The 22,165-nt window shown below is 45.4% G+C and carries 18 protein-coding genes; 10 read left to right on the forward strand and 8 right to left on the reverse strand.

Features of this window, described 5'->3' with window-relative positions; translation table 11 throughout:
- Nucleotides 1-124 precede the first annotated feature (124 nt).
- Nucleotides 125-565 carry a hypothetical protein gene (locus V1467_RS12590; protein ID WP_416305322.1) on the forward strand — a complete coding sequence of 147 codons (441 nt, stop codon included), beginning with the start codon at nucleotides 125-127 and terminating at the stop codon, nucleotides 563-565.
- 40 nt (nucleotides 566-605) lie between these two features.
- On the opposite strand, the gene V1467_RS12595 is transcribed toward V1467_RS12590, so the two are convergent.
- Complete coding sequence (locus V1467_RS12595) at nucleotides 606-1,763, reverse strand: retropepsin-like aspartic protease family protein (RefSeq protein WP_416305323.1); 1,158 nt, start codon at nucleotides 1,761-1,763, stop codon at nucleotides 606-608.
- Nucleotides 1,764-1,871: 108 nt separating this feature from the next.
- On the opposite strand from V1467_RS12595, the gene V1467_RS12600 reads away from it, so the two are divergent.
- The 3 genes from V1467_RS12600 (at nucleotide 1,872) to V1467_RS12610 (ending at nucleotide 4,491) form a co-directional block, all read left to right on the forward strand.
- The gene (locus V1467_RS12600) at nucleotides 1,872-2,240 is read left to right on the forward strand and encodes an MmcQ/YjbR family DNA-binding protein (RefSeq protein WP_416305324.1); all 369 of its coding nucleotides are present in this window, start codon (nucleotides 1,872-1,874) and stop codon (nucleotides 2,238-2,240) included.
- Between the two features lie 34 nt (nucleotides 2,241-2,274).
- Nucleotides 2,275-2,811: a lipoprotein gene (locus tag V1467_RS12605; protein WP_416305325.1), complete on the forward strand. Its 537-nt coding sequence runs from the start codon at nucleotides 2,275-2,277 to the stop codon at nucleotides 2,809-2,811.
- A 177-nt stretch (nucleotides 2,812-2,988) separates the two neighbouring features.
- A complete protein-coding gene (locus V1467_RS12610) occupies nucleotides 2,989-4,491 on the forward strand; it encodes an MFS transporter (protein ID WP_416305326.1) in 1,503 nt (500 codons plus the stop codon).
- A gap of 1 nt (nucleotide 4,492) precedes the next feature.
- Here the strand turns inward: V1467_RS12610 and V1467_RS12615 are convergent, their stop codons facing one another.
- The 5 genes from V1467_RS12615 to V1467_RS12635 all read right to left on the reverse strand — a co-directional run bounded on the left by V1467_RS12615 (nucleotide 4,493) and on the right by V1467_RS12635 (nucleotide 14,131).
- Nucleotides 4,493-6,526, reverse strand: coding sequence for a glycoside hydrolase family 97 protein (locus V1467_RS12615; protein WP_416305327.1), 2,034 nt, complete (start codon nucleotides 6,524-6,526; stop codon nucleotides 4,493-4,495).
- A gap of 41 nt (nucleotides 6,527-6,567) precedes the next feature.
- Entirely contained in the window at nucleotides 6,568-8,061 is a 1,494-nt protein-coding gene (locus V1467_RS12620; protein ID WP_416305328.1) for a tryptophan halogenase family protein, read from the reverse strand.
- A 13-nt stretch (nucleotides 8,062-8,074) separates the two neighbouring features.
- Nucleotides 8,075-9,577: a tryptophan halogenase family protein gene (locus tag V1467_RS12625; protein WP_416305329.1), complete on the reverse strand. Its 1,503-nt coding sequence runs from the start codon at nucleotides 9,575-9,577 to the stop codon at nucleotides 8,075-8,077.
- 59 nt (nucleotides 9,578-9,636) lie between these two features.
- Complete coding sequence (locus V1467_RS12630; RefSeq protein WP_416305330.1) at nucleotides 9,637-12,801, reverse strand: TonB-dependent receptor; 3,165 nt, start codon at nucleotides 12,799-12,801, stop codon at nucleotides 9,637-9,639.
- Nucleotides 12,802-13,117: 316 nt separating this feature from the next.
- A complete protein-coding gene (locus V1467_RS12635) occupies nucleotides 13,118-14,131 on the reverse strand; it encodes a LacI family DNA-binding transcriptional regulator (RefSeq protein ID WP_416305331.1) in 1,014 nt (337 codons plus the stop codon).
- A gap of 187 nt (nucleotides 14,132-14,318) precedes the next feature.
- On the opposite strand from V1467_RS12635, the gene V1467_RS12640 reads away from it, so the two are divergent.
- The 4 genes from V1467_RS12640 to V1467_RS12655 all read left to right on the forward strand — a co-directional run bounded on the left by V1467_RS12640 (nucleotide 14,319) and on the right by V1467_RS12655 (nucleotide 17,187).
- Nucleotides 14,319-14,825 carry a glycine zipper 2TM domain-containing protein gene (locus V1467_RS12640; protein WP_416305332.1) on the forward strand — a complete coding sequence of 169 codons (507 nt, stop codon included), beginning with the start codon at nucleotides 14,319-14,321 and terminating at the stop codon, nucleotides 14,823-14,825.
- Nucleotides 14,826-14,900: 75 nt separating this feature from the next.
- Complete coding sequence (locus V1467_RS12645; RefSeq protein ID WP_416305333.1) at nucleotides 14,901-15,200, forward strand: PepSY domain-containing protein; 300 nt, start codon at nucleotides 14,901-14,903, stop codon at nucleotides 15,198-15,200.
- Entirely contained in the window at nucleotides 15,200-15,874 is a 675-nt protein-coding gene (locus V1467_RS12650; RefSeq protein WP_416305334.1) for a response regulator transcription factor, read from the forward strand. Before V1467_RS12645 ends, V1467_RS12650 begins: the two co-directional genes overlap by 1 nt.
- Nucleotides 15,871-17,187, forward strand: coding sequence for an ATP-binding protein (locus tag V1467_RS12655; protein ID WP_416305335.1), 1,317 nt, complete (start codon nucleotides 15,871-15,873; stop codon nucleotides 17,185-17,187). Before V1467_RS12650 ends, V1467_RS12655 begins: the two co-directional genes overlap by 4 nt.
- On the opposite strand, the gene V1467_RS12660 is transcribed toward V1467_RS12655, so the two are convergent.
- The gene (locus V1467_RS12660; RefSeq protein WP_416305336.1) at nucleotides 17,165-18,214 is read right to left on the reverse strand and encodes an AI-2E family transporter; all 1,050 of its coding nucleotides are present in this window, start codon (nucleotides 18,212-18,214) and stop codon (nucleotides 17,165-17,167) included. The two genes, V1467_RS12655 and V1467_RS12660, sit on opposite strands and share 23 nt — an antisense overlap.
- A gap of 105 nt (nucleotides 18,215-18,319) precedes the next feature.
- Between V1467_RS12660 and folX the strand changes: the two genes are divergently transcribed.
- Both folX and V1467_RS12670 read left to right on the forward strand, forming a co-directional pair.
- The gene (folX, locus tag V1467_RS12665; RefSeq protein ID WP_416305337.1) at nucleotides 18,320-18,691 is read left to right on the forward strand and encodes a dihydroneopterin triphosphate 2'-epimerase; all 372 of its coding nucleotides are present in this window, start codon (nucleotides 18,320-18,322) and stop codon (nucleotides 18,689-18,691) included.
- Nucleotides 18,692-18,832: 141 nt separating this feature from the next.
- On the forward strand, nucleotides 18,833-19,813 hold the full coding sequence (locus tag V1467_RS12670) for an HPP family protein (RefSeq protein WP_416305338.1): 981 nt from the start codon (nucleotides 18,833-18,835) through the stop codon (nucleotides 19,811-19,813).
- A gap of 37 nt (nucleotides 19,814-19,850) precedes the next feature.
- Here V1467_RS12670 and V1467_RS12675 read toward each other — a convergent pair whose 3' ends face one another.
- Nucleotides 19,851-22,112, reverse strand: a complete 2,262-nt coding sequence (locus V1467_RS12675) for a putative bifunctional diguanylate cyclase/phosphodiesterase (RefSeq protein ID WP_416305339.1) — start codon at nucleotides 22,110-22,112, stop codon at nucleotides 19,851-19,853.
- Nucleotides 22,113-22,165 lie beyond the last annotated feature (53 nt).

Consider the following 22,165-nt stretch of genomic DNA (forward strand, 5'->3'; position numbering starts at 1 on the left):
TGAAGGGCAATATTTTACTCGATAAAACATGACCAAGTCACCTTCACCAAAATTTTTATCAATTTACTTTAGTTTTATTGCAGCTTGCCGATAGCCAATCTGAGAGTAATAAGAGGTGTAATCAATGGCAACAACGATCCCGTTCAAGACTGGAAAAATAGCAGCGATGCTATTGTTAGCTGTAGTTACGTTACTCACCCAGTCTGGCTGTATGCAAGGCCAGACTTATGCCTCAACGCCTGAAGGCGATGCTCCCTCAGCATCAGTACCGGACAATACCCTAAAAATTGTTAACGGGGTCTTTTATACCTCCCTGACCCGCAGCAATTGGTATTACAAGGGCGCCCGTGCGTTTAACGGCACCATCAATGCGTATATCGAAGCTCCCGGTGAGTTAGAAATGAATAAGGCCAATTTGCAAGAATATATGCAGGTATCTATTTGCCCTGGCGTGGACAAACAGATGCTTTGGCAGCAATTGCACAACATAACCTTGAATGTTCATCTCTATACCGAAGGCAATCGTCGTGGTATCCGCACCGAATGTCGGAATCCCCTCGTATAACCGGATTTCATTTAATCAAAAAAGGGCGTAAGCCCTTTTTTTATATCCCCAGTAAATACAATAAGCCAACTTGCTGATCTATTTTAAAATCAAATTCACGCAGAAAGTTCATTCCCAATAAGCCATCGGAACTTTCAAATCCGCTCATCGGCAAAACCACCAGAGTAATGTTGTTAACCACATGCTCACCAATGGCGAGTTGGGCAAACTGATACATAGGTGCAGTTTCCTCACCGGAGGCAGTATGTACCGAAAAACGACCAATAAAACGGGCCTGGTAGTGACCTTGGTTACGTATAAAATGCCGCTGCGAGATAGCGGTCATTGAAGCACCCGTATCAATTAATAAATTGATTTTATTGCGATTTAACACTGCGGGCACCACAAATTGGTCTCCAAACTGTTGCAATTTTATCGGCCGTTGACGATTGAAACGTTCTGTTGACAGCTCAATTTCATCAAGCGGCTCAGCTTGCTGTATCAGTCGTGCGTAATGCTGCCGGATCTGCATTGCATCTGGATCATCATATGCTAGTGATGCCAAGGTACTTTCCATCAGGTTACCTTGGGATAACGCCGAATAGGCTTCGGCTAATGCCAATATGTACTCGCGTTTAGTTGGCTCGATTTGCCATAACGGCTCGACAAAGGCAGCCAGAATATCCCAGGAATAAACTTTCCTGAGTTGACTAATGGTGTCGAATGCCAGCGAATAAATAGTTGATTGTATTTGCTGATATTGAATATCGGACAACGGGTATTCCAATAGCTGATAGTAATGTTCCAGTGCCCGGCTCAGCAATTCGGTTTTAACCATACAGTCGGCTTCCAGCATCAGAAAATCAATATCTTGCGGATAATATTGCAGATAAAGCTGCAAAAACGCTTTTACCTGCTGATATTTGCCTTGCTCCAACCATTGTCTGACTTGCGCCAACCACTGCTGTTTTTGCTGGTTACCAGTTTGTCGCAATACTTGCTCCAATAACTGGGAGTCAAGTTGTCCGGTATGTTGCATTTTGGTAATTAACGAGGGAGATTTGCTGATAGTTAACGGGTTATTGTTCGGTCCGGGTAACTCGTCCTGAATAGCATCAGATGTGACCTCAAGCCGATGACCCAATTGAGAGTAGAGCCACAGGTTGATAGCCAAAGACAGCAACAATAAAACAGACAAAATACTATTCCACCATTTCACTTTTGCTGCGACTCCTTGTATGGTCTGATCATATAGGCTTGACTGTAGCGCCGTTAACTTATCTTATATTAAGAAAATATGTCCCGATACAGCTAATGAGACTGCGCCATGAACTCAATACAAATTGAACAGTATTTACTGTCCAAACCGGCAACCTCACTTGATTATCCGTTTGGTAAAGATGTAAAAGTATTCAAGGTGAAAACCAAAATGTTCGCCACTTTGGCGAAAGGCAAAGGAAATAAGGATCATTATTGGTTAAATCTCAAATGCGATCCTGATGAAGCGGTTATTTTGCGTGATATATTTAATAGCATCATTCCCGGTTATCATATGAACAAACAACAGTGGAATACGGTAATACTGGATAACTCCGTACCGCAAGGAGAAATCGAACGAATGATGGATAATTCCTATGCGTTGGTCGTCGCTGGTATGCCCAAGAAGCAACGGTTGTCTATCGAGATACTCCATTAAAACTGAACCCTAATAACCCGGCAGGTGCACAACAATGAAGAAGCCACTATTATTCGCATTTTCCATACTCATACTGGCCGGATGCCAAACACCTCAACAACCTTCCTCGTCATTCCAGACATCGCTAAACGAAAACGCCTCACCAGAACAGCGAGCCTGGTCATTTTTACGTGAAGTGGAAAAATCACGACCTAAGGAAGTCAATGCTTACAGGGTGTGTCATATTAATGCCGATAATAGCGTTTCCGATCTTTTTTATGAGCAGGGCAAATCCTTTATGGACGCCGACATACCGTCCTGGAAAGATGGCGAAACCATCAGCAGTGTTGCCAATCCCGGCGAAATTCAGATGAAATTGCGCAAACTGGGTGCCATGTGGGCGGTACAACTGGTATTCCAACCGGACAACAAGCATCGCTGTGTGTTCAAGGATAATGACGATAAATGCAATCCAAGCTGGTGTAACCTGGGCATGAGCTCAGGCAAAATCAAACCGGCAGAAACCGAACAATACCTGTCTGAAATCGCCGCCCAGGCCAAACTGCTAGGCATGAAGGTCGTGCATGAATAACCTCAATCTGACCGGTTTGCATACGTATTCAACATCCGATCCCTGGGCGATCTGTTAACTTGTGGTAAAAAGTTAGTATAAGCTTTTAAATTCAAATAGTTATATGCTTATAAAACGCCAATAAACATTAATGTAAGCGCAACCATTTGAATCATAAAATAACAAGCGAGAGGGTCGATGCGCCGAACTAAACCGGAATTGAGTTTTTGGCAAATTTGGAACCTGTGTTTCGGCTATTTTGGTATTCAGTTTGGGTTTTCTTTGCAAAATGCCAATATCAGCCGCATCTTTGAAACACTGGGTGCCGAGTACGGTAATATGGCAATTCTATTTGTTGCCGCCCCCATTACCGGCTTAATCGTCCAGCCTGTAATAGGTTATCTTAGCGATCATACCTGGAACCGTTTTGGTCGTCGCAGCCCCTACTTTCTGGGCGGCGCTATTGCCGCCAGCCTGGCGTTATTTATTATGCCTAACTCACCATTATTATGGATTGCGGCGGGAATGTTGTGGATTATGGATGCATCAATCAATATCTGCATGGAGCCGACACGAGCCTTTGTGGGCGATATGTTACCCAAGCAACAACGCCCGTTAGGTTATGCGATGCAAACCTTGTTTATCGGCGTCGCTTCAGTTATTGCATCAGCCCTGCCCTGGTTATTAACCAACTGTTTTGCCGTCAGCAACAGTGCCGAAGCTGGCGTTATTCCGGACTCAGTAAAATATGCTTTTTATTTTGGGGGGACCGTCATGCTGGTTGCGGTATTGTGGACCTTTGTGACAACTGGTGAATATTCGCCTGAACAACTGGAGAATTTCGCTGAAGCTGACGAATCTGAACCTTCCGCAGAAAACACTGGCCCGCCACGACAGCCTCATCAATATTACCGGAGTGGTAGTCTGTGGAGTTTGTTCGGTGTCACGCTGGTAATTATCATCAGCCTCAACATTGATAACCTTGACAAAGGACTATTCATCCTTGGTGGTGGCGTGTTGGCCTTTGGAATATGCCAGTTATGTTGCGGCTACTGGCTAAGTCACTTTCCTGCAGGCAATGGTTTTACCATGATAATGCAGGATCTGTTTTCCATGCCGCAAACCATGCAGCAACTAGCCTTTGTACAGTTTTTTTCCTGGTTCCCGTTTTTCGCCATGTGGACTTATATGACCGCTGCGGTGACCGGTCATCATTTTGGCAGCCATGATCCCACTGACGCATTGTATAACCAGGGGGCTAACTGGGCGGGAATATTAAATTCAACCTATAACGCAGCTACCATTGTGGCGGCAATTCTCATACCCGCTATGGTACGTCAAACTAATTTGCGCGTGACACATATGTTTAACCTGATATTGGGTGGTAGCGGATTTGTTTCCTTTATGTTTATCCAGGATCCTGACTGGTTGATGGTATCAATGATAGGCGTCGGGTTTGCCTGGGCGTCAATTTTGGGCATGCCTTATGTATTGCTGTCTAACGCCATTCCATTTAATAAAATGGGTGTGTATATGGGCATTTCCAACTTTTTTATTGTATTACCACAAATACTGGCAGCCAGTATTTTGGGATTACTGGTCAATCGTGTTTTTGACAATCAGCCTATTTACGCTCTGGTCACAGGAGGTGTTAGCATGTTTATTGCTGCTGCCCTGACCTTAAAAATAAAAGAAGTATAACTTATTTGGCTATCAGGCTAATGGCTAACCCACCGCCAGCAGCAAGCTGGAATGTGCGTTTTTCTTTTGCGCTGATATCCGTTTCCTCTATTTGATAATGGGTCGGATTTTGTAGATAGTGGCTATTATCAGCGTCGCGATAAATACGTGCCTGATAGAGCTTATCCGGATCGAGAAAACCGAAATCCACTTCCAGTTGCCGGGCATTTTCATTGGTGATGGCACCCACAAACCAGTTTTCACTATCACGTTGTTGGCGGGCAATTGACACATATTGACCGATTTTTCCTGCCAGTACTTTAGTGGTTTCCCAGTCTACCGGCACATCTTCAATAAAACGCAAGGCGTCCAGATGCTTTTGATAGTTTTGTGGCAAATCCGCAGCCATTTGCAACGGCGAATACAACACCACATATAAGGCTAATTGCTTCACCAGTGTGGTATTGACCCGGTTATTGGGCCGGGTTGGCAACTCCACATCAAAAATGCCCGGAGTAAAATCCATCGGACCGGCCAACATACGGGTAAAAGGTAAAATGGTGGTGTGATTAGGCGGATTACCGCCATCTTCTGACCAGGCATTGTATTCCTGACCACGCGCCACTTCTCTGGACATAAGATTAGGATAGGTACGCCGCTCACCGGTATCTTTGATGGTCTCATGAGCATCAAGCATTACGTGATGTCTGGCGGCCATTTGTACCGCCCGCTCGGCATGACGCACAAAATATTGGCCCTGATGATACTCGCCACTCGTCAACACTTCTCCGGTTTCAACGTAACCACTTTTAACGGCTTTCATGTTGTACTTGTCGAGCAATTGATAAGCCGCTTGCAATTGATTTTCATAGTTAACCACATCTGCCCCTGTTTCATGATGCCCAACGATATAGACACCTTTTTCAGCTGCATAGCGATTCACCTCAGCCAGATCATAATCAGGATAGGGCTGGGTAAAACTGAAAGCCCCGCCACCATGATTCCACCACTCACCGTCCCAGCCCTGGTTCCATCCTTCAACCAGCACGGCATCAAAATGATGTTGGGCGGCAAAGTCGATATATTTTTTGGTATTTTCAGTGGTAGCGCCATGTTTGTCACCCTGTTTCCAACTGCCCAATTCCAAATGCAATTCCCACCAGATCCCCACATATTTACCGGGTTTTACCCACGACACATCACCCAGTTTATTCGGCTCATTTAAATTCAGGGTAATGTAGTTGGTCATCAAACCGGTTTCATCGTCAGCCACAGATATAGTGCGCCAGGGCGTTTTAAATGGGGCGCTGACCTTCACTTTCACATCAGTTTGAGGGGACCAGGGCACCAATGCTGCAGACAGTACACCGTCATTATTTTGCAGATTCATCGTCGAATAATCGTGCAATGCTGCCTCATGAATGCTCAAGGCATAGCTGTCCGCAGAGATAAAAGTCACCGGTGTATGGATGAGTTTAATATCCTTAACCGGGCTGTTGCGGTACAGGTACTCATACTGGTTACCCGCCTGTGCCGGTGTCCACCAACTGGATAATTCCTTGTCCACATTGAACTCGGTCAGCTCCCGGGTAATTTCGAATTGTTGCAAACCGTCCTGCGCGGGAAACTCATAGCGAAATCCCAGTCCTTGATCAAATAATCTGAACACCAGGTTGAGTTTACGTTGCTGGCCATCTTGCTGTTGCAGCGACAAACGTAATTGATGATAGTTATCTTTAATATAATGCTCTTCTCCCCAGGGTTGCTCCCAAGTGTCGTTATGCTCTGACTGCTGGCTATCAACGACGATAAAATCACCATCCAATGCTGGTAAATCTTTTAAATTAAATCCCAGCCTGGACGTTGCAACCACCTCTTTGCCTCGATAAAAATACTGATATACCGGTTGATGCCGACTGTTTATGGACACCCGAAGTTGTCCTGTTCCTGAGGGGGAATTAACAGTAAAAAACATATTATCCTCACCTGGTTTTGCCTGATGTTGGCACGCTATCAGCGATAGCAATAACGCCAGCAACACAATGGGTTTCAACATAAATATCTTCCTGCTAGAAAAAAGCTTAAATTCGGCTAGACTCATGCACTTTCACAGTGCTGTTTAATAAAATCTCCATGAGTCGGTAGCTGACTGACAAAGCGTTGCAACGATTCAACATAATGACGTAAATGCTCATCCAGCTTTGGCGTATCCAGTTCATCTACCAATACCGAATGACGTGCGGGGCGAACTCCCATACCTTCACAAACAGAACGCCAGCTAACAGGAGAAAACAACGGATCCAGCATTTCCGGCAAACTGCCTGATGCCTTAAAATAGTTCAGGGTATGCAGCAAGGAATCCGGTAATGCCATCTGTCGACAGTATTGCCAGAACGCGGTGTCCTGACGTTCAGTCAAACAATAATGCAGTACAATAAAGTCACGTATTTCCTCGTAATCCATGCACATGCGACGGTTAAATTCGCTGCGTAATGATGAATGACAATCCATTCCGGGCAGATTACGCATAAAATGGATCATGCCACGCACCACAAGATGGATAGCGGTAGACTCCAATGGTTCAATAAACCCGGCCGCCAACCCCAATGACAGGCAGTTGCCGGTCCAAGTTTTGGCACGAACACCGGTTTTAAAATGAAGGACTCTGGGCTCGGTAAGCGGCGCTCCCTGCAAATGTTGCAGCAACCTTTGGTGTGCCTGCTCATCACTACAAAATTGACTGGAATAAACATAACCGTTGCCCACCCGGCTTTGTAATGGAATACGCCAAATCCAGCCGGCATCGCTAGCTGTGGCTCTGGTATTGGGGATAATTTGTCCTGTACTGGCCGTTTGGGCAACGACCGCCCTGTCGCAAGGTAAATAAGCTGACCAGTCGAGATAGTCGACTTCCAGACTTTGACCAATTAATAACGCATTAAAACCGCTACAATCGATAAAAAACTCGCCACTTATCTGCCGGGCGTTGTGTAAGGTTACACTTTGTATATGGCCATCCTGCTGTTGCACCTGCGTTATCTTGCCTTCAATTCTTTTAACACCGGCTTGTTCGGCATATTCACGCAGATAATTCGCTACCAATGACGCGTCCAGATGCAATGCGTAGCGTGCTTCGGTTAAGGGTGTTTGGCCTTGGTGCTGCGGTAGAAAAAATTTGTGTTGTTTGGCCATCTCACTGTTAACCGAGAAATCCTGTAATGCACCGATATGAGGCTGAGCATGTTTTTTCACCCACAGCTGATAAAAGGAGTATTCGTCCATCCCGGCGGTTATCGCTCCAAAGGGATGAAAATAGGATTCGCCCTTTACTCGCCAGTCCACAAACTCAATTCCCAGTTTAAAGCTGGCCTGAGTCTTCCTGATAAAATCCACTTCATCAATATCCAGTTGACGCAACAATTCCAGAAACGGAGGAATGGTAGACTCGCCCACCCCAATGGTACCAATTTGTTCAGACTCTATAAGTTCAATGCTCACCGGTTGATGACGGAACTGATTGGCCAGAATAGAAGCGGCGATCCAACCTGTTGTTCCGCCGCCGACAATCACATACCGGGTAATAGTTTGCATTTACAATATCCTCTTATGTCCTGCAGTGCTGGCGAATGAAATCATGGTGTGGAATGGTTTTATCCAAAGATTTGCTAATATTGCCTTTCATCTTGTCCATCACGTTTAACAGCGTTGACTGATCGACCAAACTATCAGTACGTTGGTCATAGCTTTGCGGGTAGCAGTCAAAACCAAACAAAATGGCCAACCAGCTAGGCTGATGGAATATTTCCCAACGGTAGTTGACCAGATAACCACTGGCTTGATAAAGATCCAGCTTGTGTTGTAACTCCTGCGGTAATGCCATGTCCCGGCAATATCGCCAAAACGCTTGTTGCGCCGGTCTGTTGTTCAATTTGTAGTGCAGAATGATAAAGTCACGAACCCGGCAATATTCCTGTTCGGTGGTGTGGTTAAATTCGTCTTTCACCGACTGGTGTATATTGAACGAGGTCAATGACGCTACCAAACGCTCGATACCCGTCTGGATTAAGGCAATGCTGGTGCTTTCCAGCGGCTCCAGAAAACCGGCTGATAAACCGATTGCCACACAGTTTTTATGCCAGGCTTTGTTGCGGCGGCCCGGCACAAATTCCAGGCGCCGGGGATCTTTAACGATACTGCTTCCGGCTTGCTGCAATAACGTATCCAGCGCGCTTTCCTCGGTCATATATTGGCTGGAATACACATGCCCTTGACCCATTCTGTGCTGTAGCGGGATATTCCATCTCCAGCCCGCATCCTCGGCTGTCACTTTGGTATAAGGTGACAAAGGTTGTTGTGATTGACTTTGCAACACCCAGGCACTGTCACATAATAACCATTGCTGCCAATTCTGATAACCGGTATGTAATGCCTGCTCGATCAACAGCCCGTTAAAGCCTGAACAGTCAACAAATAAATCGGCGTAGACAATCTGGCCATTGCACAATAGCACATTGTCAATATCCCCATCATCCCTGAGCCGAACCTTGTCAACCAGTCCGTCAATGTGCTCAACACCATTGGCCAGTGCCTTTCGTTTCATTAATCCGGCAAATAATCCGGCATCAATATGCAATGCCCAGTCGAAAACCGATAATTCAGTGCGGGGATGTTCGGCAGGTAAGGCAAAGCGATCTGATTTTGCCATCTGGGTAGCAAGTGAATATTCCCAGAAATTGTCAGTATCACCTGCTCGCTGGCGTTTTAACCAATAATGATGAAATTCGACGCCTGCCATGGATTGACCAAAAACGCCAAAGGGATGAAAGAAGCACTCACCATCCCGGTTCCAGCCGTTAAATTCGATCCCCAGTTTACAGGTGGCTTCGGCAGTACTGATGACTTCCTGATCACTTATCCCCAACCCCTGATAAAAATGACGAATAGTAGGAATGGTCGCCTCTCCGACCCCGACGGCAGGAATATCACTTGACTCGATCAAACAGATATCCGCCTGTTTGCCATAGTGTTTACTCAAACTGGCGGCCGTCATCCAGCCAGCCGTTCCGCCACCTACAATCAGAATTTTGAATTTGCGCTGCTGTTGCAAATGATTCTCTCCATTAGAGCGGCGATAGACATCTATCGCCGCTTGTTATCTACCCCAGGTTAAAACTTGGCTCTGACCCCCAGGTTATAACGTGCTTCGTTATCGTAGATAAATCCTTGTTGCTCAACGCCATCGGCCAGGCGGTAGACTTGTTCATAGTCTTCACCGGTAATGTTGGAACCTTGCAGATACACCGTAACGTTTTCCATCACATCGTAACTGAAGTTGATATCAACATAGGTACTGGATGGTGTATAGGTAGCAAAGCCATATTCCCCCATAAAATCGCGATCAAATCGTTCACTACGGCCATTGACCGCAACCCGCGCTTGAATGGGTCCCTGTTGATACCAGGCGACAAAGTTATAGGTATGCTCGGAATTATTCGCAAACGGATACTTGTCTCCCCTTACGTCTGACGCATTGCCCGGACGTTCACTGGGGGAATAGGTATAGTTGGCATCAATCCCGAAATTGCCCAACACACTGTCCTCGCCAAACAGGTCACTAAAGGCCAGTTTGGTCCCCAGTTCAATGCCTTTCACCTCACCACCGTTACCTTCAACCGGCCCGGTACCGGTAATAGTGTAGGTTTTGCCATTATATTCAACTGTCAGATCACTCTGTTGGGTTTCAACAAAAGTATCAATTTTGACCAAAAAGGCGCCGATCGCCGCCATACTGGCTTCACCAAAATAATACTCTGCAGATAGATCATAGTTGTCAGTTAACCAGGGTTCCAAATCAATACTACCGGCAGAATTCCAGCCACTGGGAACTCGCTGGGTTGCATCGTCAGGATCCGGACCGGTAAAAATAGTCAAACTACTACCGTACTGATTGAGATCCAGGTCTTGCTTGTTACGTGACAACGACATACGGAATACCCAGTCATCAGTCGGCATATAACTCATATTAAATGTCGGCAAGAAATAAGAACGGGACTTTTCCTGAAGTTGCCGGCCGGTATAATAGACCGAACCTCCGTTAGTACGGGTTATAGGGGTAGTCTCATAGATATTGGCTTTAATATCCGTTTTGACATACCGGAAACCCAAGCTACCCACTAATACATCAGTTTCAAAATTCGCTTTAAAGTAAGCCGTTGCTTCATCCAGATCGATGTCATAGCTGGTTCCGGGGTTAATGATTTTCTTGATATCACCAAAAACAGCACGGTTGTAGTCCTCGGCATTATCCAGTGAATGTGGGTCAGTTGCCCAGAATCCGGGAATACCGGATACATAGTCACCTAAATCTTCAACAAAGATGGCTTTCTCGCCTTCGTTACTGTCCAGCCCTTGCGGCGGCAAAATAAAATATGGAATAAATGAAGTTGGATCGTCTTCAGCGCCTGCTAATCGTTCTCCTGCAGAACATTCCGAACCACTGGCGCCACCGTCAAACTTCTGATCGATTGAACGCCACTGGGCGTAACAACCGGTTATATTACTAGCGGTGGGAAAATCAGGGCTGGTGATGCGATTATCCGAATCCACATAAAACTGTGCCCAATAATCATAATCTTCCTTGCTGACAGTGCGGGTGCTCTTGCGCACACCAAACTCTATATCCTTAACCATTGAATCATCAAAGGTATATTTGGCAAACCCGCTACTGGCACGCATCGAGGACTCGGTATCATTATTGAGTTCCATCTGCAGGCCTTCCTTGATCCAGCTGTCTTTATTAGCCATATATTGGGCCAGCCCGACATTGCCCAAGCCACCGGCAATCGGTGTGTCAAATCCACCCCACTCGGTCTTAAAACCGTTGTACTGCATGGTTAAATTAGGATCTTCTGCATATCCCAACGGGTTGGGTAACACATAGCGTCCACCGTCAACACCCACTTCATCAAGACGATCAGGATCAAGTGTCAGGCCATAATCAGCAATAGTTTGGGCCGGATAAAAATGACCGTACAATTGCTGTACTGTATCGCCTCGGAAGTTATTAATCCCGCCCTGTACCGTGGCCAATGTCGAATTGTTATTTGCCTTGGCTGCCACAAAACGCAAGCCACCTGTCAAAGGCGACCCGTTATCAAAATCCAGTTGGAAGTTAAAGTTTTTTGAACCTGTACGGAATTTCTGGTTTTTGGTATTGGAATAAATCCACAATGGCTCTACATCATATTGGCTACCGACCACCCATTGACGCCCATCTTCACCGGTAATAGTTTGTGCCGCACCGGTTGGTACTGCGATATTGGCACCGCTCCAACCGTTAGGATCACTGTAACGAGGCGCCCATAAAGATTGTTGATAAGCACTGGTACTGCCCTGCCCTTGCCAACGATTGGAAATATTTAAGCCGACCGAGCGTTTGTATTCTGTCGCATCGGTGTAAAAACCTTCTACCAGTACTTTGAGTCCATTGCCCAGGTCGGCTTGTAGCGACGCGTTGATACCATTGCGCTCACGTTCATCCGCCGCATTAAAAAACTCGAAACCATGACCATGCGTCACCGTCCACTGACCATTAAATTCAGAACCGGGCCCCATTTCAAATCCACCCGGATCACCACTGGCTCTGCCGGCATAATCGTTAGCCAGATTACGCACACCAGTAACAGCTGACACCATCACGCCGATATTGTCATTGCGCCAGCTAATTAACCCGTTAACGGTATGATCATTCTCCTTACTGATTTCTCCACGCGACAATTCAGCACCAACGGCACTGTTAAATCCTTCACTAAAATCAAACGGCCGAAAAGTTTCAATATCAATAGTACCGGTAATTCCCGACTGGGCGTTACTCACTTCCGTACTTTTGTATACTGTAGCTGCGCGCAATAACTGGGCAGGTACGTCGGTAAAATCAGGTTGGGCTGAGTATAAATTACCGGCGGCCAGAAACTGTTCGCCGTTAAGCAATACCGACACCTGTTGCATGCCGCGGATGCTCAGACTGCTGCCTTCTCCCGCACTGCGCTGGATTTGTACCCCGGTAATACGTTGTAACGAGTCGGTTAACGTCGCGTCCGGTAATTTACCGATATCTTCCGCGGCGATAGCGTCGACAATGGAATGGGCTAGCCGTTTTGTTTCGCGGGCAGTAAATTGTGCTCCTTTAACGCCTACAACCTTTATCACTTCGGTTGTATCGTCTTCGTCATCATTTTGTGCCGCGAAGGTGTTTTGTGTGGTAAAAGAAAATAAAATTGATGCAATTGTAGTTGCCAGAATTGTTTTGTTAAATCCTCGCTGAGTGTCCATTTTTCAACCCCATATTAATTAGTTTAATTATTGGATAACCAGGTAACTTGCCGCTAATTGTTACGAGGTTGTTAATCAATATAAACACGATTTTCCTTTTGTCTACAGTCGCTTAGCAATGAAATGCGTTTCAAAAAAAAGAAATGGGTTTCATCAAAAATGAAATGCGTTTCATCTAAAATAAAAATAATTCAGCAGCAATATTTTTATCCGGAATAAACAAGATGAGGGACAAATTTGATAATTGAAAAAGGTTGAATAAATGAAATTAGATGATTTTTGGCATGCTGCTAATTTGCGATTAATAAAATAGCCGTTATTTCTGACAAACCGGACCGGTACTTTCCCTGATGACCAATTGATGAGACAAGATTTTATTACAATCCTGCATTTTTTCGCCGTTAAGTTGAGGTAACAATAATTCCATACAGGATTTACCAATTTCTTTTAGTGGTTGAGCAACAGTGCTAAGCGCAGGATGCAGGAAAGGGGCATAGGATATACCGTCAAATCCCAGCACTGAAACTTGCTCGGGAACCTTAACTTTTAGTTTATGCAATGCGCTTAAACAACCAATGGCCATTTCATCACTAAACGCAAATATTGCTGTTGGCCTGGGAACCAGCGACATAAGATACTGGGTGGCTTCCGCCGCCATCTGCAAATCATAATTACCGGTACTGATTAAGGCGGGCTCCTGCTTGATATTGGCCTCCTGCAAGGATGACCGGTACCCCGCCAATCGGCTTTCTGTGCTCGGCGTTAATGAATGCCCTGCGACAACCCCGATACGTTTATGTCCTAACGACAATAAATAATCGGTTGCCTCTTTGGCGGCCGCCAGGTTATCAATATTTACTTTGGGAACACCGGGCATATCAGTCGATTCACAAGCGTGTACAATCGGCGGTAATTGATCGGCAACGGGTATCGCCGGATCGACTTCAAACGGAAAACGGCTGCAAAACAGAATAATGCCGTCCACTTCGCGGCTGCGTGCCATATCCGCAAAGCTTTTCTCGCGGCTTTGTAATGACTGGGTGTCCCCGAGCAGCAGTGAATAACCATGCTCTATGGCGATATCTTCAATACTGCGAATAATCACGCTGTTGTAAGCTCTAATTACCTCAGGAATGATTGCCATTAATTTAAAGGTTTTAGTATTGCGCAAATTCACCGCAAGGTTATTCGGCACATAACCTGTTTGTTTTATCACTGCACTGACTTTGTCACGTTTTTTCTGCGAAACCAGATGTGGATGACGTAATACGCGGGAAACAGTAGCAGGACATACATCAGCTAACTTGGCAATTTCTTTAATGCTTAGCATTTCGGTACTGTCTCCTGGTATTTTTTGCAACGAATAAGCGACATTATTGTTATGCGATTAAATTTTTAATGCAAGCAAGCTCGTTAACCCGACGGTTGCTATCTGCCACACGGCGTTAATGGTCAATTCAGCGATGATTCATTTACCAAAACCTACTCTTAGTTACACCAAAACAAGGAGAATAATCATGCGATCATTATTATTTATAAGCTTGCTGTTAATGCCAGCACTGGCGTTAGCTACCTCCCATACGCATTACGCTTACGCCAAAGTCGAACAAGTCAGCGCTGTTTATGATGTGGTTAGCGTTCCCCAATATGAACAGCCACAAGTAGTCTGCCGGGAACAACTTGTTCAGCGTGATTCCGCGACGCCGACAGTATTGGGTGCGATTATTGGAGGCACCTTAGGCAACGTAATCGGACATAATAAAACCAATAAACGCATTGGTACTGTGGCGGGAGCCATTCTTGGCGGGTCGATCGGGCATGATATAGCTCAAACCCAGCCTGCTCAACAACTCAGACAAGTGTGTTCGAGATCGGTTGTTACCATCAACCAGCGCCAGCTTCGCGGTTACAACGTGACTTACCGTTATCACGGGCAACGTTATACTACTTTTATGAGCCGCCATCCTGGCAATAAAATTAAACTTAAAATTCATACAACACCGGCTTTTATGTCAAGCTCATAACAGAGTAAACTAGCTTGACTGTTTACTCTTGATAAACAGTCAAGCTAGCAGCGCCACAATATATTGAGAGGAATTATGTTTACCCTTTGGTTAACAAAATACAGATTGAGAATACTGGTCAGTCTGCTGGTTTTACCGGTTATGACCACGATGGCCCAACAACAAGAAAAAAAAGACGAGCAGATAGATCGCGCCCAAGCCATCGAAAAAGTCAAGAAAGATACCCAGGGCCGGGTTCTAAAAGTCAACCAGAACAGAGACAAGTATAAGGTCAAAGTATTACAAAAATCAGGCCGGGTTGTTTCTGTAGATGTGGATAAAAAATCCGGAAAAATCACCAAACCGAAAAGTTCAAAAGATCGGGATAATCGTTAATGCGAATTTTGCTAGTTGAAGATGACAGCCGTTTACTAATGCAACTCGACGCGATGCTGCGCCAGAATGGCTACAGTGTCGATTTGGCCGATAACGGCGAGCACGGATTATTTTTAATTCAGGAATACCCCTACGATCTGGCTATTGTCGATATCGGCTTACCTAAAATAGACGGTCTGGAACTCATTCAGCGTGCTCGCAAGAACCATGTTTCATGCCCTATTCTGATTTTGACTGCCCGTGATCGCTGGCAAGAAAAGGTCGAAGGCCTGGATTCCGGTGCCGACGACTACCTGACCAAGCCTTTTCACAATGAAGAATTGCTGGCCAGGGTCAAGGCCCTTATCCGCCGTTCAGCCGGACAATCCAGCCCGTTAATCGAGAAAGGCCCGCTGGTGCTGGATACTCGCGCTGAAGAAGTACGTGTTAACGACATCAGCATCGATTTAACCGCCTACGAATACAAAGTGCTGGAGTATCTGGCACTGAATCCGGACAAGATTGTGTCGAAAACCGAGTTGACTGAACATATCTACGATCAGGATTTCGATTTGGACAGCAATGTTATCGAAGTATTTGTCGGGCGTCTTCGTCGCAAACTGGATCCGGACAACCAGTTCAATCCGATTGAAACATTGCGTGGCCGCGGATACCGGATTAATCGCCAGTTGTGAGTAAACTGTCACTGACCCGGCGTAGCTTTATCGCGGCCTTGCTGGTGGTGCTGATTTTTATTCCTCTCACCGCGCTAACGCTGGAGAAAGCCTTCGTTAACAGTCTCACCCAGTCGATGTATGCCCAGCTAAATATCCAGAACCTGGGCCTAATATCCGAATTTGAACTTGAAAACGGCGAGATCCAGATGCCGTTGCAATTATTTAACGAACAATTCAACGTGCCGGGTTCAGGCACATATGCGTTTATCGCCATGCATTTGATCCCTGCGTGGCAATCCTCCTCGGCGGTTGAATGGCACACACCACCGGCACTGGCCCGTCCCAATGTGGGTCAGGAACTGCGAAGCACTTTGATTATTGACCAAAAAGAATATTTCCAGTTCAGCTATACCGCCCAATTTGAAGACAATGGCATGTTGTTTCCGGTAACTTTTCATGTTTTGCAGGACAAACAAATATTCAATCAGGAGGTTAACCAGTTTCGTCACACTTTATGGTACTGGTTAGGGTTGATCGCGTTATTACTGGTAGTGTTGATTTTATTCAGTTTATCGGCGGCATTGCGCCCTATCAGCAGTCTTATCAAGCAAATACAACAGATTGAGAAAGGCCAGGCAGAACGGATCGAAAGCGATTATCCGGCCGAACTGGAAAAGCTCAAAGCCAGTATTAATCACCTGATAGATGTGGAACAAAAACAGCGCGAACGCTATCAACACAGTTTGAGTGATTTGGCGCATAGTCTGAAAACCCCCTTGGCAGTGCTAAACAATATGGATATGTTACCCGCCGATGCCAAAATTCCGCTGGGGCAAATCAGAAACCAGATTGAGCGTCAACTCAAGCGTGCAGTGGGGGGCAAAGGCAGCGGCTGGAAGAAAGCCATAGCGCTCGATCCCGTTGTTGAACAGCTTATCGGCGCAATGCAAAAAGTTTATCGCGACAAGGCCCTGAATATTGAACTAGTCTCGCCGCACAAGCCAACCTTTGCCGGTAACAAAACCGATATTATGGAATTGCTCGGCAATATTCTGGACAACGCCTGTAAAGCCGCACGCCAAAATGTTCTGGTCAGATTGCAGGTAGCTCCCCGCTTACTGCAGATCAGCGTTGAAGATGATGGCCCGGGCATTCCCGCCGAACAACGCGAGGCCATGATGGGTAGAGGTTCGCGACTGGATACCTATGGTGAAGGTCAGGGCATCGGTATGGCGATTGTAGCCGACCTGTTGTTTGCTTATGAGGGCCAGATCGATATTGGTTGCTCAGAGCTGGGCGGAGCCAAAATTACTCTGCAGTTTCAGCGTTAGCTGGCTTATCCACACCAATATTTTCTGAGCCCAGCAAAATGGCAAGCCAGCGGCTGTCTTCATTACTCTCAAGCGCTATTTTAACAATCATGGTCAGTGGCACCGACAATAGCATGCCCACTGCACCCAACAACCAGCCCCAAAAAATTAACGACAGAAACACGACCAAAGTGGACAGCCCTAAACCTCGTCCCATAAAACGTGGCTCGACAACGTTGCCCATCACCATGTTAATCATAAAATAACCTAAAGCGACCAACCCGGCCGTGGTCGGGCCAATTTGCACCAGGGCCAATAGCACCGCAGGTAACGCCGCAATAATAGAACCGATATTAGGAATATAATTGAGCAAAAAGGCAAATACTGCCCACAACATGTAATGATCTACCCCCAACAGATAAGTTAGCAGCCCTGCCAGCACACCTGTGACCAAGCTTACCCCGGTTTTAATCGCCAGATAATTTTTAACCGAAGCCAAAAAACGATCGATATGCTGAATCTTCATACTTGGATCATCCATCGCAATATGCACCTTGTGCGGAAAACTGTCCGCTTCAAACAGCATAAACACCACTGTTAGCAGGATCAGCATAAAGTTAGCCATCACCCCGCCCAATCCGGATAACAGGTTGCTCGCCAGCCCCATTGCCATGCCAGGATCAAAATGAGACAGCAGTTGCTTTTTATCAATGCGGATATCCAGTACTTGCAACTGGCTGGTCAACCATACCAGTTTGTCACCCAATTGCGTCTGATATTGCGGTAGCTTTTCAGAGAAATCATTCATCGACTGGCCGACTAAACCAGCCAGAAACATTCCCATCACCACGATCAGGGCAATCACTAGTAAAATTGCCAACCAGCGTGGCACTTTGTACTTAGCGGCAAATTCAACCAACGGATAGCAGGAAATTGCGATAAAAATAGACAGTAAAAATGGCACTAATACCGTGCTGGCAGCTTTTACTCCGGCCAAAATTATCACGATAGAAGCCAGTATCAATAATAACCGCACAGACTTGCTCATTGTATTTTCCTGTTGATGATAAAATTCTGAATTCATTGCTGGTTGCCAAACTAGCAGATTTGTATAATGTTGAAAAACAATAAGATCAACAAGGATTCCCCTTCAATGAATATGGATCTGGCAACAATCCGCATTAAAAACCTGCGTTTACGTACCTTTATCGGTATCAAGGATGATGAAATCCAGAATAAACAGGATGTTATTGTTAACGTCAAAATTCAGTACCAGGCTGAGCAGGCAGCCCAATCTGAAGATATTCAGGATGCCCTTAATTATCGCACTATCACCAAACGCATTATCGAACTGGTTGAAAACAACCGATTTTCATTACTGGAAAAGCTAACAGCCGAAGTACTGGAAATCGCCTCCGAGCATAAGTGGGTTAGCTATGCAGAAGTCGAAATAGATAAACCTCACGCACTGAGATTTGCCGACTCCGTTTCGCTGTGCCTATCCTGCTCCAAAAACATCCGATAACCGGACCAGAACGACAATGCATTACTAAACGCTATATAGAATATTCATAATATACTCAAATGAAATATAGATAACCACTTGCACTCACCTGCGATAATCTTTTAGCATCGCCCGCCAACTATCGGGTCGATGCGAGCATAAATGACACTGCGGGCTTTTATTAACGAACTCAAACTTCTGTTGGGGATCCCCCACAACACCACCAGCCATAATGAAAAAGCCATTTCGGCCATCGGCGGATTTATGGGTATTGTAGGTGTGTTTTGGGTAACCCAGTCAGTTGTGCAAAGCGGGATGCTCAGTATTGATGGCGGTTTTCTGGTTATAGCCTCAATGGGAGCCAGCGCCGTTCTGCTATTTGCCGTACCTCACGGCGCGTTATCCCAACCCTGGGCTGTTATCGGCGGGCATCTGATCTCGGCTTTTATTGGCGTTACTTGCCTTAAACTCGCTGGCAACAGTAGCTGGGTAGCAGGCATCGCAGTAGGCATTTCCATCGGTGCAATGTATTACTTGCGCTGTATCCATCCACCTGGAGGTGCTACCGCTTTAACTGCCATTATTGGTGGCCCCGAAATTATCCAGTTGGGTTATCAATTTTTGCTGATCCCGATATTAATAAATATCGCGATTATTTTATCCGTTACTGTCAGTTTTAACTGGGCATTCAGATGGCGGCGTTATCCCGCCCATTTAGCCCATAAGCTTAAAAGCCCGCTCCCACCCAAACCCGGTGTTCGGCAATTCGAATTGACCCAGGAAGATTTTGCCGCAGCCATGCAGGAACTGGATTCTTATGTTGATATTACCCCTGAAGGATTGACCGAATTACTCGAACTGGCCAAACAACATGCCGAAAAAAATGTCACTCATCCCGCCGAAATTATTGCCGGTCATATATACAGCAACGGAAAACTGGGAAGTCTATGGAGTATTCGCCAAGTGGTGGATGCGGCTCCGCGTTACACTTTACCTCACAAAGATAAAGTCATTTTCAAAGTGCTGGCCGGAGATGGCGGTTACCAAACCGGTATATGTTTACGCAGTGAATTCCATCAATGGGCTCGCTTTGAAGTTATTAAACAGAATAATCAATGGGTTAAAGTAGAAAACAACGGATAATCCGTCTTAACGACAGATTAAAGTCATCTAGGTCATATTATAAGCTAACACTAAGTTGCGGTTTTGGTTGAGCTAGCAAGGCACTGGTTGATTTGACACTCTGTGGTCTGGCAAAAGCGTAGCCCTGAAAGTTATTGCAACCGAGGGTAATAAGCTGAGAGACTTCCTGTTTTTGCTCAACACCTTCAGCCAGAACCTCAATATTGAACACTTGGCACATAGCAACAATGGCCTCAACTACCTTTATTTTCTTGTTATCGAGATGAATATTGCTAATAAACTGACGGTCAATTTTCACCCTGTCAACCGGATAGGTAGTCAATTTGGATAAACCGGAATAGCCTACCCCAAAATCATCCAGAGTAATGCAAAAACCCCATTCAGATAGATACCGGGTAGTATTAACTGCTTCATCAACATTACTGGTCAAGGCTGATTCTGTTAATTCAAGCTCGATATACTGCGGTTTGATTTTATGCTCCACGACTGCACCAATTAAATGCTTGTGGAAATCGCCGCCTTCCAGATCAATACCGGAAATGTTAATCGCCACAGGTACCACATCTAAGCCTTCGTCCTGCCACGTCCTGATTTGACGACACACATTGTCGATTAACCAATGAGTGAGTTTAGTGATCACACCAGAGTCTTCGGCAATAGGCACGAAAACAGCAGGCGAGACTGCACCTATTACCTTAGAACTCCACCTTAACAAGGCTTCAAGCCCGACTAGCCGGCCATCACGATCGACCTTAGGCTGGTAAACTACGTATAATTCATTTTGATGAATAGCCTCGACAAGCAGCAGGTTAATTTCTTCTTTCTCGATAAATTTGCGCTGGCTGTTACCTTCATAAACGTTGATCACCGCATTCCCTGAAATCACCGCGTACAAGGCATTATTGATCAATCGCTCCACGCTATATTTTTCGGCGTGGAAGAAAACAATCCCCATCCGTATTTCAATCGGTAACGTACAATTATCCAATGGCATGCTGGTAGGCAACCTGGCCCAGATGCTATTTAATAAACCCAGTCCTTGCTCTTTATTTATGTCGGGCATCGCAACAACAATCGATGCCGGATCTATGCTGGCAAGCAAATATTGACAACTTACCGTTTCTCGCCATTGATTGACCACAAATTTAATCAGCTGTGGCAAATAGGCCGAACCGTACTTTTGTTCAATAAAGTGTGAATTAGCCAGTTTGATAACCACTATCACCATAGGTTGTCGATTAAAATCCGGTAATTCCGTCACCTTTTTTTCAAACCACATACGGTTAGGTAAACCACTTAGTTCATCAAAATTTTTATAACGATTTTCCACATAGGTATGGGCCTTCATCGCTTTTTCCAGCAATATTTTGGCACTAATATCCTGGATGGTATAAATGACATTGCCCTGAGTATGGATAGGATGACGGGTAATTTTGAACACTTTCAACTTAGAGCCAATCTGGCGATTTATTAGTGTTTCCTGATCCTCGCCTGTCACTTCCGCAAATAAGTCATTCAGCATCAATGGCTGACTTCTATGTCTAAAATCACATTGCAATAACGTATCGGCGGCGTCATTCATTTCACTGATTATGCCGCTATCATCAACTACAAATTTGGCGACTTCCGAATCGACAAACAGCGAGCGGTAAAGGTCATTTTTACGATTCAGGATGTCATTTTTTTCCATTATCTGCATATTAACCCGTTTGGCCGCAATGCTGGCGCGGGCAATAGCAAGAGGAATAGAAATGTTGAACAGCAGAAAAACCAAGCTTTGTATGTAGAAATCGGCTGCGGATAAATCGCCGGGTAAACCAAGGTATTGTCCAAGGTGCACATCATTCAGCAAACAAACCAAAGGAACAATATTGAATAGCATACATACTATTCCCGCTCTGGCACCTAGCAATGCAAAAGCCAGCAGAGTAGTGGTATACATATAAATAAACCCGAATTTCGACAGCTCCGGATCTTTTATAAACAAGTTAATGCATATACCGCTGGCAAAGATTGTCAAAATTAGGCCACAAGCCGCCACCTTGTAATAACGTTTACTTAGCCAAAGTAGACTGGTTGCCATCAAATAGAATGACAGGGTTAAGAGCAGGACATGGTATAAATTCAGTTGCAGAGCCTTGACTGAACTGTGAATGACAATAACCAGGCACAGGACAAGACTCGAAATCAAAATGATGCGCAAGGCACTGACTCGCCAGCTATCTACCCCAGCTATCGCGGCCTGATTATCATCAAGCATGAGATAAGCGTACAATCTTTCCTGCAAAAGAGTCAGCATATTAAGGTTACTTTATGTTTATAAGAATGGTAATCCTTTGAATAATCTATAGG

The sequence above is a fragment of the Neptunicella plasticusilytica genome (genome assembly GCF_047922965.1).
Lineage (GTDB): Bacteria > Pseudomonadota > Gammaproteobacteria > Enterobacterales > Alteromonadaceae > Neptunicella > Neptunicella plasticusilytica.